Origin of the sequence: Kribbella sp. CA-253562 (assembly GCF_050942265.1) — a bacterium.
Classification (GTDB): domain Bacteria; phylum Actinomycetota; class Actinomycetes; order Propionibacteriales; family Kribbellaceae; genus Kribbella.
Map to the genome: position 1 here is coordinate 988,160 of NZ_CP192049.1, position 12,600 is coordinate 1,000,759.

At 69.4% G+C, this 12,600-nt stretch carries 16 protein-coding genes; 11 read left to right on the top strand and 5 right to left on the bottom strand.

Annotated elements, in window-relative coordinates:
* Nucleotides 1–19 precede the first annotated feature (19 nt).
* From ACQPXM_RS04750 to ACQPXM_RS04775, 6 genes are all read left to right on the top strand, one after another.
* Complete coding sequence (locus ACQPXM_RS04750) at nucleotides 20–505, top strand: MarR family winged helix-turn-helix transcriptional regulator (RefSeq protein WP_432945140.1); 486 nt, start codon at nucleotides 20–22, stop codon at nucleotides 503–505.
* A gap of 25 nt (nucleotides 506–530) precedes the next feature.
* Entirely contained in the window at nucleotides 531–1,784 is a 1,254-nt protein-coding gene (locus ACQPXM_RS04755) for a glycoside hydrolase family 3 N-terminal domain-containing protein (protein ID WP_432945142.1), read from the top strand.
* Entirely contained in the window at nucleotides 1,781–2,149 is a 369-nt protein-coding gene (locus tag ACQPXM_RS04760; RefSeq protein ID WP_432945144.1) for a YidH family protein, read from the top strand. The genes ACQPXM_RS04755 and ACQPXM_RS04760 overlap by 4 nt, the downstream gene beginning before the upstream one ends.
* Nucleotides 2,146–2,454 (top strand): DUF202 domain-containing protein, encoded by a 309-nt coding sequence (locus ACQPXM_RS04765; RefSeq protein ID WP_432945146.1) that lies wholly within the window; start codon nucleotides 2,146–2,148, stop codon nucleotides 2,452–2,454. The genes ACQPXM_RS04760 and ACQPXM_RS04765 overlap by 4 nt, the downstream gene beginning before the upstream one ends.
* 138 nt (nucleotides 2,455–2,592) lie before the next feature.
* A complete protein-coding gene (locus tag ACQPXM_RS04770; protein ID WP_432945148.1) occupies nucleotides 2,593–3,225 on the top strand; it encodes a DUF47 domain-containing protein in 633 nt (210 codons plus the stop codon).
* Between the two features lie 2 nt (nucleotides 3,226–3,227).
* Nucleotides 3,228–4,226 carry an anion permease gene (locus ACQPXM_RS04775; RefSeq protein WP_432945150.1) on the top strand — a complete coding sequence of 333 codons (999 nt, stop codon included), beginning with the start codon at nucleotides 3,228–3,230 and terminating at the stop codon, nucleotides 4,224–4,226.
* A gap of 27 nt (nucleotides 4,227–4,253) precedes the next feature.
* Here the strand turns inward: ACQPXM_RS04775 and ACQPXM_RS04780 are convergent, their stop codons facing one another.
* Nucleotides 4,254–4,793: a hypothetical protein gene (locus ACQPXM_RS04780; protein ID WP_432945152.1), complete on the bottom strand. Its 540-nt coding sequence runs from the start codon at nucleotides 4,791–4,793 to the stop codon at nucleotides 4,254–4,256.
* Between the two features lie 215 nt (nucleotides 4,794–5,008).
* Entirely contained in the window at nucleotides 5,009–5,749 is a 741-nt protein-coding gene (locus tag ACQPXM_RS04785) for a lysophospholipid acyltransferase family protein (protein WP_432945154.1), read from the bottom strand.
* A gap of 295 nt (nucleotides 5,750–6,044) precedes the next feature.
* Here ACQPXM_RS04785 and thiC point away from each other — a divergent pair, with 295 nt between their 5' ends.
* The 4 genes from thiC (at nucleotide 6,045) to ACQPXM_RS04805 (ending at nucleotide 9,569) form a co-directional block, all read left to right on the top strand.
* Nucleotides 6,045–7,676: a phosphomethylpyrimidine synthase ThiC gene (gene thiC, locus ACQPXM_RS04790; protein WP_432945156.1), complete on the top strand. Its 1,632-nt coding sequence runs from the start codon at nucleotides 6,045–6,047 to the stop codon at nucleotides 7,674–7,676.
* A 134-nt stretch (nucleotides 7,677–7,810) separates the two neighbouring features.
* Nucleotides 7,811–8,233, top strand: a complete 423-nt coding sequence (locus ACQPXM_RS04795) for a hypothetical protein (RefSeq protein WP_432945157.1) — start codon at nucleotides 7,811–7,813, stop codon at nucleotides 8,231–8,233.
* A gap of 185 nt (nucleotides 8,234–8,418) precedes the next feature.
* A complete protein-coding gene (locus ACQPXM_RS04800) occupies nucleotides 8,419–9,018 on the top strand; it encodes a transposase (RefSeq protein WP_432945159.1) in 600 nt (199 codons plus the stop codon).
* Nucleotides 9,015–9,569 (top strand): hypothetical protein, encoded by a 555-nt coding sequence (locus ACQPXM_RS04805; RefSeq protein WP_432945161.1) that lies wholly within the window; start codon nucleotides 9,015–9,017, stop codon nucleotides 9,567–9,569. The genes ACQPXM_RS04800 and ACQPXM_RS04805 overlap by 4 nt, the downstream gene beginning before the upstream one ends.
* Before the next feature lie 17 nt (nucleotides 9,570–9,586).
* Here ACQPXM_RS04805 and ACQPXM_RS04810 read toward each other — a convergent pair whose 3' ends face one another.
* Together ACQPXM_RS04810 and ACQPXM_RS04815 are read right to left on the bottom strand one after the other, a co-directional pair.
* Nucleotides 9,587–10,258 (bottom strand): RDD family protein, encoded by a 672-nt coding sequence (locus ACQPXM_RS04810; protein ID WP_432945163.1) that lies wholly within the window; start codon nucleotides 10,256–10,258, stop codon nucleotides 9,587–9,589.
* Nucleotides 10,259–10,337: 79 nt separating this feature from the next.
* Entirely contained in the window at nucleotides 10,338–11,171 is an 834-nt protein-coding gene (locus tag ACQPXM_RS04815) for an RDD family protein (protein ID WP_432945165.1), read from the bottom strand.
* A gap of 121 nt (nucleotides 11,172–11,292) precedes the next feature.
* Here ACQPXM_RS04815 and ACQPXM_RS04820 point away from each other — a divergent pair, with 121 nt between their 5' ends.
* A complete protein-coding gene (locus ACQPXM_RS04820; RefSeq protein WP_432945167.1) occupies nucleotides 11,293–11,736 on the top strand; it encodes a DUF2752 domain-containing protein in 444 nt (147 codons plus the stop codon).
* Nucleotides 11,737–11,803: 67 nt separating this feature from the next.
* Here the strand turns inward: ACQPXM_RS04820 and pstB are convergent, their stop codons facing one another.
* Complete coding sequence (gene pstB, locus ACQPXM_RS04825) at nucleotides 11,804–12,580, bottom strand: phosphate ABC transporter ATP-binding protein PstB (protein ID WP_077017483.1); 777 nt, start codon at nucleotides 12,578–12,580, stop codon at nucleotides 11,804–11,806.
* Between the last annotated feature and the right edge of the window lie 20 nt (nucleotides 12,581–12,600).

Here is a 12,600-nt window from a genome sequence, read left to right on the forward strand (position 1 = left end):
GGATGGCTACGCTGCGGTAATGGCGGAACCCCGGTGGCTGAACGACAAAGAGCAGCAGGCCTGGCGTGCGTTCATCGCGGCCCAGCGCGTGGTCAACGGGCGGATCGAGCAACAGCTGCAGCGCGACGCCGGCATGCCGCACACGTACTTCGAGATCCTGGTCCGGCTCTCCGACGCCACCGACGGCCGGCTGCGGATGAGCGAGCTCGCGGTTGCCACGCTCGGGTCGCGCAGCCGCCTGTCGCACGCGGTGAACCGGCTCGAGCAGGTCGGCTGGGTCCGTCGTGAAGGGATCACGTCGGACCGGCGTGGTCAGGTGGCGATCCTCACCGAGGCCGGCCGGGAGAAGCTGAAGGAGACCGCGCCCGGACACGTCGAAACGGTCCGTGCGGCGGTCTTCGACGCGCTGACCGACGAGCAGGTCGAACAGCTGCACGACATCTGTGCCGCGCTGGCCCGCCACTCCGGTGGCACCTACGACAGTGCCGCCTGGGAGTCCAGCTGAAGCCTGTCGGCAACAATGGGCGTCGATGAAGACTTTCCAGGGTGTCGCCGTCGTCGCAGCCACCGCAGTCCTGCTCGCCGGATGCGCCGACTCCAGCCCGCCGACCGCCGGGCCCAGCACCGTGCCCTCGTCGACGGTGCCCATCCCGCCGACGGACACGCCGCCGACCGACACGCCGCCGACGTCGACGGCAACACCGCCCTCGACACCCGGTACGCCGTCGCCCAGTGCGCCGCAGTCGGACTGCCTCGACCAGAAGCTGGCCGGGCTCACTCTGCGCGAGCGCGCGGCCCAGCTGATCATGACGGGCATCAGCGCGACCGGCATGACGTCGTCCGAGCGGTCCGTCGTACGGGCGCGGAAACCGGGCGGTCTCCTGCTGATGGGCGATGGCGGCAGCCTCAGCCACACGCGGACGGCGATGGCGGCGGCCACCGCCGCGGCCACGATCGACGGGATCCAGCCGTTCGTCGCCGCCGACCAGGAGGGCGGCAAGATCCAGCGGCTCAAGGGTTCCGGCTTCGATCGCATCCCGGCCGCCACCGTCCAGGGCGGCTGGTCCGCCCAGAAGCTCACCAGCGAAGCCACCCAGTGGGGCGAGCAGCTCCAGCAGGCCGGTGTGAACCTCGATCTCGCTCCGGTCGCGGACGTCGTACCGAAGTCCCTGGGTGACGACAACGCGCCGATCGGGGCCCTGGACCGCGGCTACGGCAGTACGCCGGGCCCGGTGGGCGAGCACGTCGCCGCGTTCGTGAAGGGCATGCACGCCGCCGGGGTGATGACGTCGGTCAAGCACTTCCCGGGCCTGGGCCGGGTCCGCGGCAACACCGACTTCTCCTCGGGCGTGGTCGACACCGTCACGGTCCGCGGCGACGCCGACCTCGCGCCGTTCGCCGCCGGGATCAAGGCGGGCAGCGACATGGTGATGGTCTCCACCGTGACCTACACCAAGATCGACAAGACCAACCGGGCGGTGTTCTCGCCGACGATCGTCCAGGGCATGCTGCGCGGCGACCTGCAGTACGACGGGGTCGTGATCACCGACGACGTCGGCGCGGCCGCGGAGGTGGCTTCCGTGCCGGCCGGTGACCGGGCGACGCTGTTCATCGCCGCCGGTGGCGACGTCGTGATCACCGCGAACGCCTCGCTGACCTCGACGATGATCAACGCAGTGGTCCGCAGAGCCCAGCAGGACAAGGTGTTCGCCGCGCAGGTCGACGCCAGCGCGCGCCGCGTCCTCACGCTGAAGCAGAACCGTGGACTGGTGAGCTGCGGGTGAGCGCCGTACCGCCTGCGTCGCAAGGGCCTGGGGCCGACGGCGAGGAGCCCGACTACCGGTTCACGCTGGCCAACGAGCGCACCTATCTGGCCTACCTGCGGACATCACTCGCCTGTTATGCCGGTGGTCTGTCGGCCGTCCAGTTCCTCGATCTCGGCCGGGACCGCTGGCCCGCCCGGATCCTGGGCATTGTGCTGGTCGGCATCGGGCTGATCACCACGGCAGGCGCTTTCCGCCGCTGGCAGGCGAATCTGACCGCGATGCGCCGCGGCGACCGCCTGCCGGTCACCCGCCTGCCGTTGATGCTCGGGGCAACGATCGCCGTGGCCGGGCTGATCGGCCTGCTGTTCAGCCTGTGGCGATGACCCGCGACCCCGGTCTGCAGCCCGAGCGCACGCTGCTCGCGTGGCGCCGGACAGCGCTCGGCCTGGTCACCAATGGTGTTCTCCTGCTCGCCTCCGGCCACGGTACGTCGGGGGTCCGGACCGGTCTCGGCGTCGTGGTGATCGTGCTGGCGCTCGCCTGCTGGGCCGCTGTGAGCGCCGTCTACCGGCGGGCTGCCCGCTCGGGTCCGCCGGGCTTTCTGGGCCATGACAGAGTGCTGCGGGCGGCTGCCGGTTTGGTCCTGCTGGTGGGGCTGTTCGACCTGTACGCGGTGATCACACGCTGACACCACCTGGTCACGAATTGGTCGCACTGAGTCAATGTGTTCACAATCTCGCGATACCTTGCCAGCACGGATGCCAACTCAACGGTCCGTTGCCCCTAGCATGTTCACGGTTTGTCCCTCGTTCATCCGGAGCTTGAAGTGCCGTTACGTCTGCGTCCGAACGACCCGACGTTCTACGACCTTTTCACCGAGTCCGCCAATCACCTCGTCGACGGCGCCCGCATCCTGGCCGAACTGCTCGGCAGTACCGCGGGAACCGGGCTGGCCGCCAGCCACCAGATCGCCGGCCAGATGAAAGACGCCGAGCACGCGGCCGACGAGACCACCCACTCGATCATCCGCCGCGTCAACTCGACGTTCGTCACGCCGTTCGACCGCGAGGACATCTACCGCCTCGCGTCCGACCTGGACGACGTGATGGACTTCATGGAGGAGGCCGTCGACGCGGTCCACCTGTTCGGCCTGGAGTCGCTGCCGACGGAGGTGGCCGAGCAGATCGAGGTGCTGCAGCGGATGGCCACGCTGACCGCCGAGACGATGCCGCGGCTGCGCACGATGAAGGACCTGGCCGAGTACTGGATCGAGATCAACCGGCTGGAGAACACCGGTGACGCGGTGCACCGCCGGATCATCGCCAAGCTGTTCAGCGGCGAGTTCGACGCCCTGACGGTGATGAAGGTGAAGACCGTGATCGACCTGCTGGAGGACGCCGTCGACGCGTTCGAGCACGTCGCCAACACGGTCGAGCAGATCGCCGTCAAGGAGAGCTGAGCGTGGAGCTCGCGCTCGTCGTCGCCGTCATCGCGATCGCGTTGATCTTCGACTACACCAACGGTTTCCACGACGCCGCCAACGCGATCGCCACCTCCGTCTCGACCCGGGCGCTGACGCCCCGGGTCGCGTTGCTGATGGCGGCGGTGATGAACTTCCTCGGCGCCTTCCTCGGCACCGAGGTGGCCGAGACCGTCGGCAAGGGCATCATCAACACCCCGGCGGGCCAGCACGGCCTGGTGATCGTGCTGTCCGCACTGGTCGGCGCCATCACCTGGAACCTGATCACCTGGTACTTCGGCCTGCCCAGCTCGTCGTCGCACGCGCTGATCGGCGGCCTGGTCGGCGCCGGCCTGGCCTCGGCGAGCACGGTGCTGTGGAGCGGCATCCTGGACAAGGTCGTCATCCCGATGGTGGTCTCGCCGGCGGTCGGCTTCCTCGGCGCGTTCCTGCTGATGACCGCGATCCTGTGGATCTTCCGGCGCAGCAATCCCGGCAAGACCACCCGCGGCTTCCGGCTCGCCCAGTCGCTGTCGGCGGCCGCGATGGCGCTCGGCCACGGTCTGCAGGACGCCCAGAAGACGATGGGCGTGATCTTCCTCGCCCTGCTCACCACCGGGCACGTCAGCCCCGGCGACGAGATCCCGATCTGGGTCAAGGTGGCCGCCGCGACCGCGATCTCGCTGGGCACCTACTCCGGTGGCTGGCGGATCATGCGCACCCTCGGCCGCCGGATCATCCACCTCGACCCGGCCCGCGGCTTCGCCTCCGAGGCAGTCGCCGCGACCGTGCTGTACGTGATGGCGATCGGCCTGCACGCGCCGGTCTCCACCACCCACACGATCACCTCCGCGGTGATGGGCGCGGGCGCCACCAAGCGGCTGTCCGCCGTGCGCTGGGGTGTCGCGAAGGGCATCATCATGGCCTGGATCCTCACCATCCCGGCCGCCGGCGTGGTCGCCGCGTGCTGCTACTGGGTGGCTCACCTCATCCTGGAGTAGCAGCTCGAGGCCGGCGTGGCAGTTCCACTAGCGGTTCCAGCGGCGTACGGCCTTGACCATGTCCTTGGGGCGGAGCGAGTTCAGGTAGGCGTCCCAGGTCGCGTAGAGCTTGTCGCCCAGCAGCCCGACGTCCAGGTACGCCTGCGGGCGGACGGCGACCACCCAGGTCACGGCCGCGGCGTGGCCCTGGGTGAGCAGCAGGTGGTTCGAGGTCTCGTCGATGCGGCGCTTCGACTCGCCGGTCCGGCCGTGGTCGGGCAGGCCGCGGGTCGCCCAGCGGCGCAGGATCTCCGGGTCCTCGGCGGTCATCCGGGCCAGATAGGTGAGCGGCCCGGGGCGGAACCCGCGGAGCGGGATGCTGCTCAGGCTCCCCAGCGGGAACCACCCGTTCGTGCAGCGCCGGCCGTTCACCGCCGACTCGATCTCCCGCGCCTGGTCCGAGCGCAGGCCCTGGGTCGCCCAGGACAGGAAGAACACCCCGGCGTCCGGGATCTCCTCGGCGATGTGCGGTGCGACCTTCAGCCGCCCCGGCTCGAAGAGATGCAACTCCTCGGAATCGAACACCACGAACTCTCCCCCGAACCACTGAACCGTCGGCCGGCGCCCCCGCGGCTGCCGAGAAACCGTCGACCGTCGCCGACGGGACCCCCCAGGTCCGGCACGGCAGTCAAAGGCCTTTCGTACTCCCGAGTCCGCCCGGGGTCAAGGTCTGGTCCACTGCCGAACGCAGGCGGCGCCGGACGACGACCGCCCGCGTCGCCGTACCGGCTGTACTCCGATGGTCAGCGGTTGCGGCGGCGGGCGAGTTCCTCCTGGTCGAGGCGCTCGGCCTCCTCCGGGGTCGGCGCGCCCCCGCCGTACGACGCGGGCAGCCACCAGGCCCGGGGCGGCTGCTCGGGGTAGGCCCGGATCGTCTCGTCGAGCATTCCGGCCATCGTGGTCCGCAGGTGCTCGGTCGCCTCCGTCGCGTCGTCCTGGCGGGTGACGGTGATCGGAGCGCCGACGGTGATCGACACCGGACGGTGCCTGGTGAAGTCCTTCGGGTGGTCCTTGGTCAGGATCCGCTGGGTGCCCCACAGGATCATCGGGATCACCGGGACGCCGGCCGCCGCGGCCATCCGGATCGTGCCGGACTTGAACTCCTTCAGCTCGAACGACCGCGAGATCGTCGCCTCCGGGAAGACGCCGACGATCTCGCCGGCCTTCAGGTAGCTCAGCGCCTGCCGGTACGACGCGGAGCCGGCGTCGCGGTCGACCGGGATGTGGTGCATGCCGCGCATCAGCGGCCCGGAGACGCGATGGCGGAACAGCACCTCCTTGGCCATGAACCGGACCAGCCGTTGGCTCGGCTGCGCGCCGAAGCCGCCGATCACGAAGTCGACGTAGCTGATGTGGTTGAGCGCGATCACCGCCCCGCCGGTCCGCGGCACGTGCTCGGTGCCGACCATCGTGAACTTCAGGTCGAGCGCCTTGAACGCGGTTTTCGCCAGGGCGATCACCGGCGGGTAGACAATGTCTCGCATCCCCCGACGCTACCGGCTCCGGCGTCGCGGCACACCGTGCGGCAACGTGACGCGTACCGCCTGTCAGAGACGCCTGCAGCCTGGCGACGCGCGGGATCCGGTACTCAGTAGCCCGTCGTTGGCTATCGTGAACGGCGGAAAGTCGAATCGCGGGAGCTCGCGCCGTAGCGGGCTGAGAGGGCGGCTGGACTGCGCACCCCTGGCGGACCGGGAGACCGGGACCGGCCAGGCTGGGCGAACCGGCGCCGCCGACCGCCGAACCTGTCCGGGTAATTCCGGCGTAGGGAGCAGCATCGTGACAACCATCGGCAACGACTCCGCCGTCCGTCCGACCGTCACCACCGGCCCGATCTCGGGCTCGGAGAAGATCTACACCGGCGACCTGCGTGTCCCGGCCCGCCGGGTGAATCTCACCAACGGCGAGCACTTCGACCTGTACGACACCTCCGGTCCGTACACCGACGCGGGCGCGGCCATCGACGTCCAGACCGGTCTGCCGCCGATCCGCAAGGACTGGATCGACGGACGCGAGCGGCTTACCCAACTCGCGCACGCCCGGGCCGGCACGATCACCGAGGAGATGCGGTACATCGCCGTCCGCGAGGGCGTCGACCCCGAGCTGGTCCGGTCCGAGGTCGCCCGCGGCCGCGCGGTGATCCCGGCCAACCACCACCACCCCGAATCCGAGCCGATGATCATCGGCAAGAAGTTCCTGGTGAAGGTGAACGCGAACATCGGCAACTCCGCGGTCACCAGCTCGATCGAGGAGGAGGTCGAGAAGCTGGTCTGGGCCACCCGCTGGGGCGCGGACACGGTGATGGACCTGTCGACCGGCAAGAACATCCACGAGACCCGCGAATGGATCCTGCGCAACTCGCCGGTCCCGATCGGCACCGTGCCGCTGTACCAGGCGCTGGAGAAGGTCAAGGGCGACCCGACCGAGCTGTCGTGGGAGGTCTACCGCGACACGGTGATCGAGCAGTGCGAGCAGGGTGTCGACTACATGACCGTGCACGCCGGTGTGCTGCTGCGATACGTGCCGCTGACCGCGCGCCGGATCACCGGCATCGTGTCCCGCGGCGGCTCGATCATGGCCGCTTGGTGCCTGGCGCACCACCAGGAGTCCTTCCTGTACACGCATTTCGCCGAGTTGTGCGAGATCCTGCGCGCGTACGACGTGACGTTCTCGCTCGGCGACGGACTGCGGCCGGGATCGATCGCCGACGCCAACGACGCGGCCCAGTTCGCCGAGCTGAAGACGCTCGGCGAGCTGACCAAGGTGGCCTGGGAGCACGATGTCCAGGTGATGATCGAAGGGCCCGGGCACGTCCCGATGCACAAGATCGCGGAGAACGTGCGGCTCGAGGAGGAGCTGTGCGGGGAGGCGCCGTTCTACACGCTCGGGCCGCTGGCCACGGACGTCGCCCCGGCGTACGACCACATCACCAGCGCGATCGGCGCGGCGCAGATCGGCTGGCTGGGCACGGCGATGCTCTGCTACGTCACGCCGAAGGAGCACCTCGGGCTGCCCGACCGCGACGACGTGAAGACCGGGGTGATCACCTACAAGATCGCCGCGCACGCCGCCGACCTGGCCAAGGGGCATCCGGGCGCGCAGGACTGGGACGACGCGTTGTCGACGGCCCGCTTCGAGTTCCGCTGGGAGGACCAGTTCAACCTCTCGCTGGACCCGGACACCGCGCGGTCGTACCACGACCAGACGCTGCCGGCCGAGCCCGCCAAGACCGCGCACTTCTGCTCGATGTGCGGCCCGAAGTTCTGCTCGATGCGGATCACCGCCGACATCCGCAAGTACGCCGAGGAGAAGGGGCTGGACTCCGCCGAGGCGATCGAGGCCGGCTTCGCGGAGATGTCGGAGAGCTTCAAGTCGCATGACAAGAAGCTCTACCTGCCGCTGGCCGACTGAGCCGGACCGAGCCGGACAGGCACGAAAGCCAAGCCGAACCGAGGGCCCCGGGCAACCTGTTGCCCGGGGCCCTTCGACTGCCCTGGTGACCGGGCCGCCGGTGTGCTTCGATGGTGCGCGGTAGGTGATTCTTCGTGCGCTACGTGGTCGCGGGCCTGGTCGGTGTCGCCGTGCTGCTGGTTGGCTGCGGCAACGAGCCGGACCGGCCCGGGGCAGGACAGGAGCCGTCCGTGAGCCCATCCGACAGCCCGGGATCCGGCAGTCCGGCGCCACAGAGTTCGGCGCCACAGAGCCCGGCACCCAGTGGACCCGTCGAGCAGGCCAAGGCGGATCTGGCCGGCCGGCTCGGGGTTCCGGTCGAGCAGGTGACCGTGGTCAGCACCGAGGAGGTGACCTGGCCCGACAGCAGCCTGGGCTGCCCGGAGCCGGGCATGAACTACGCCCAGGTGCTCACCGAGGGGACGCGGACGATCCTGTCCGCGGGCGGCCGGCAGTACAGCTACCACTCCGGTCAGCGTCGGGCGCCGTTCCTGTGCGAGAACCCCCGAACGTCCTGACGCGGAGTGAAGAGAGGCGGTGAGTCGGCGGGCGCGGGCCCCGTTCTGAGCGGAGAATTGGGGGATCGGTGAGTTCGCGGGATGGTCACTGTCAGTGATCGAGCGAACCGGTTCAGGTTTTTTCCTTCACTCTACGTGAATAAGACTGTAGCCTTAATCTTGCGTCGAGAAGGAGGTGCAGGGCGGTGGTCTTCGTTCTCACGGTAGATCAACGGGGCAGTCGCAGCGCGGGCGATCTCGTACCCGAGCTGCTGAACACGCTGAATCGGCGACCGCGCCGGACCGGCCTGCTGCGCAAGTTCGAGCGCACCGCGGGCGACGAGGTGCAGGGTGTGCTGTCGGAGGCGCGTGCGACGGTCGACGTCATCGTGCAGCTGATCCGCGCCGACAGCTGGCACATCGGGCTCGGCATCGGTGCGGTCGAGCAGCCGCTGCCACGCAGTACGCGGGCCGGCAGTGGTTCGGCGTTCTCCAATGCCCGCGAGGCGGTCAACCGGGCCAAGTCGAGTCCCCATCACGTCAACGTCGTCGGCGACGACCCGCACGTGGCCGACCAGGTCGAGAGCGTGCTCTGGCTGATGGCCTCGGTGCTGCGCCGCCGCAGCGAGCGGGGCTGGGCAGTCGCCGACCTGCTCGCCGAAGGGCTGACCCGCCGCGAGATCGGCGTGAAACTCGGCATCAGCCAGTCGGCGGTGACCCAGCGGGCCCAAGCGGCCGGGTACGCCGAAGAGCAGCGCGGCCGATTGCTGGCCGCCGAGCTGCTGGCATCGGGTGCCGCTGCATGACCGCTGCGGTCCTGGCGCTCGTCGCGGTCGGGCTGCTGCTCGCGGTCGCGGCGTTCATCCTGCCCGCTGGGTCGACCGTGGAGATCGTCGTCACCGGCGTGATGCTGGCTTGCCTGGCCGCCGCCGGCATCATCCTGCTCTTCGGTGACGGAGTGGCCGGCTGGGGCGAAGCCTGGTGGAACGTGCTGCTGCTCGTCTCCGGCGGCCTCGCCGTGACGGGTGGCGGTCCGCTGACGACGTCCGTACTGGCGCTGGTCGACCGGGGCAACACCAGATCGCAGTCGACCCAGCAGGCCGGTGAGGTGCTGCGTGGTGGCGCGCTGATCGGGGCGCTGGAGCGCGGCGCGGTCTTCGGCTCGATCGTGGCCGGCTGGCCTGAGGGAGTGGCGATCGTGCTGGCGATCAAGGGCCTGGCCCGGTATCCCGAGCTCCGCAGCCCCGACCAGCCGGCGTCCGTCACCCCTCAGGCGGTGGCCGAGCGGTTCATCATCGGGACGTTCACCAGCGTGCTGTGGTCCGTGACCTGTGCGGGCCTTCTGCTGTCGCACTGATCAGAGCTTGATTCTGATCAGAGCTTGATGACGATGTCCGAGGCGACCTTGTCGTGCCAGGTCTGGTTCTTGTCGTCCCACAGTGGCCAGAGCACGTTCAGGAAGCAGAACTGGTTGAAGAAGAACGCGCAGACCTCGCGGCCGAGGTTGCGGCCCATCCCGATCAGCGCGCCGGTCTCGGCCGAGACCACCTTCAGGCCGACCACCTTCTTGCCCAGCGACTGACCCGTCCGGCCCTGCCGGATCACGCGGTTCCAGATCTGGTAGCCGATCGCGGCCAGGTAGCCGATCACCATCGCGGCGCCGCCGGCGTCGCTGAGTTCCTCGCTGTTGCCGCTGATCGCGACCGCGGTGATCACCCCGGCCACGATCAGGATGATGGCGGGCAGCGAGTCGACGATCGAGGCGAGCACCCGCGATCCCCAGCCGGCCAGCTCACCCGGTGGGGCGTAGTTGAAGCCGTAGCCGCCACCGACGGAGTACGGGTTGTAGCCCGGCTGAGCGGGGCCGCCGTAGTTGCCCGGCTGGTTCGGGAAGCCGGGCTGATTCGGATAGCCCGGCTGGTTGGGATACCCGGGCTGGTTCGGATAACCAGGCTGCCCCGGGTAACCAGGCTGCTGTCCCGGTACGACGGGATACTGCGGCGGCTGGTCCTGGGGGCGGTTCGGGTCGAACGGAGGGGTGCTCACGACGGTCCTTTCTCAGACAGCAGAACGCCGTGGCCCGGAGCGGGCCACGGCGTCCGGGAACGCAGACGGGGGTACGAGGTCAGAGCTTGACGACGTACGTGGTGTTGATCTTGTCCGCGAAGGTCTGCTTCTTGTCGTCCCACAGCGGCCACAGGTAACCCAGGTAGCACGGCAGGGCGTCCAGGATGTGGGTGATCTCGCGCAGGAACGCCTTGCCGACGCCGACGGTCTGGCCGCTGTCGGCCCGGACGAGCTTGATGCCCAGCGCCTTCTTGCCCCAGCTCTGGCCGGTCTGGCCCTGCAGGACCAGGCGGTTGTAGATCCACAGGCCCAGCGCGACCAGGCTCAGCAGCAGGCCGACGATGGCCGCGCCGGAGCTGTTGCTGTCGCCGAGGCCGGTGATCAGATTGCCGATCCAGGACGGGATCGCGATGATGATGCCGTCGATCAGCGAGGCGCCGACGCGGACCGGCCAGGTGGCCAGCTCACCGCCGGGGTTGCCGTAGCCGTAGCCGCCGTAGGGCTGCGCGCCGTACGGCGTCGCGCCGGCCTGCGGGTACGACGGGTAGGACGAACCACCCGGCTGGCCGGGCTGACCCGGCTGCTGGCCGTACTGCGCCGGCTGCCCCGGGTATGCGCCCGGCTGCTGCGGCTGCCCGTACTGGCCGGGCTGCTGGCCGTACTCGGGCTGACCGTACTGCCCCGGCTGCTGGCCCGGCTGCTGACCGTACCCGGGCTGCTGGCCGTACTGGCCCGGCTGACCCGGGTAACCGCCGGGCTGGTCCTGGGGCGGCTGGCCGTACTGGCCCGGCTGCTGACCGTACTGGCCCGGCTGGTCCGGGGTGCGATCCCCGGTACCCGACTGGTTCGGGTCCTGGGGGTCGAAACCCGGTGGTGGCGTCGGAGTGCTCACGACGATCCCTTCTGATCTTCGTTGAGGAGTCAATGCAGGCTAGCGAGTCTGGGGCTCACCGGCCACGTACCGCTCCGGAGAGTCCGGATCGCGGTCGACCGAGACGGTCTACCGTTGATCCATGCATCCGGCACACCTTAGAGGCAGCGAGCCCGGCCACGCCACGCCCGAGCCGCTGGACCGCCGGGTCCGTGGCCTGGCGGCGGTGCTGGCCGGTGGCGGAGTGCTTGCCGTGGTCAACGGACTGTCGAACGGACGGATCGGACTGCCCTGCCCGTTCCACGCCCTCACCGGGCTGAACTGTCCGTTCTGCGGAACGACCCGGATGGCCGCCGCCCTGCTCGAGGGCGACGTGGGCCGTGCCTGGCCGTACAACCCGCCCATGTTCGTCGTGCTCCCGGTGATCGCGATGCTGGTCGGCTACCTGCTGCTGGCATGGACGTTGCAGCGGCTCGGCTGGTTCCGTCTGCCCCGTCCGCGCCCGAGCGAGCGGCTGGCGCGGGTGGCCCCGATGGTTTTCCTGGCCGGCATGGCGCTGTACGGCGTACTGCGCAATCTGGTCTAGAACGCCTTGCAGGCAAGGCAAGACGCCGCAGGCTCGTTGCCTGCGGCGCCTTTGTCGTCCGGGCCGGTCAGCCGAAGCGGCCGGTGATGTAGTCCTCGGTCGCCTTCTCGTTGGGGTTGGAGAAGATCTGCTTGGTCGGGCCCATCTCGATCAGCCGGCCGGGCTTGCCGGTGGCGGCCAGGTTGAAGAAGGCGGTCTGGTCGGAGACCCGGGCCGCCTGCTGCATGTTGTGGGTGACGATGACGACGGTGAACCGGTCCTTGAGCTTCTCGATCAGGTCCTCGATCGCCAGCGTGGAGATCGGGTCCAGCGCCGAGCAGGGCTCGTCCATCAGGATCACCTCGGGCTCGACCGCGATCGCCCGGGCGATGCACAGCCGCTGCTGCTGACCACCGGACAGGCCCGCGCCGGGCTTGTCGAGGCGGTCCTTCACCTCGTTCCACAGGTTGGCGCCGTGCAGTGACCGCTCGACCACCTCGGTGAGCTTCTTGCGGTCCTTGACGCCGTTCAGCTTCAGCCCGGACGCGACGTTGTCGAAGATCGACATGGTCGGGAACGGGTTCGGCCGCTGGAAGACCATGCCGACCACGCGGCGGACCGCGACCGGGTCGACCCCGGAGGCGTACAGGTCCTGCTGGTCCAGCATCACCTTGCCCTCGACCCGGGCGCCGGGGATCACCTCGTGCATCCGGTTCAGGGTCCGCAGGTAGGTGGACTTGCCGCAGCCCGACGGGCCGATGAACGCGGTGACCGAGCGGGGCTCGATCGTCATCGACACGTCCTCGACGGCCTTGAAGTCCCCGTAGTAGACGTTGAGGCCGCTGACCTCGATGCGCTTTGCCATATCGGTTCAGTACCTCTCGA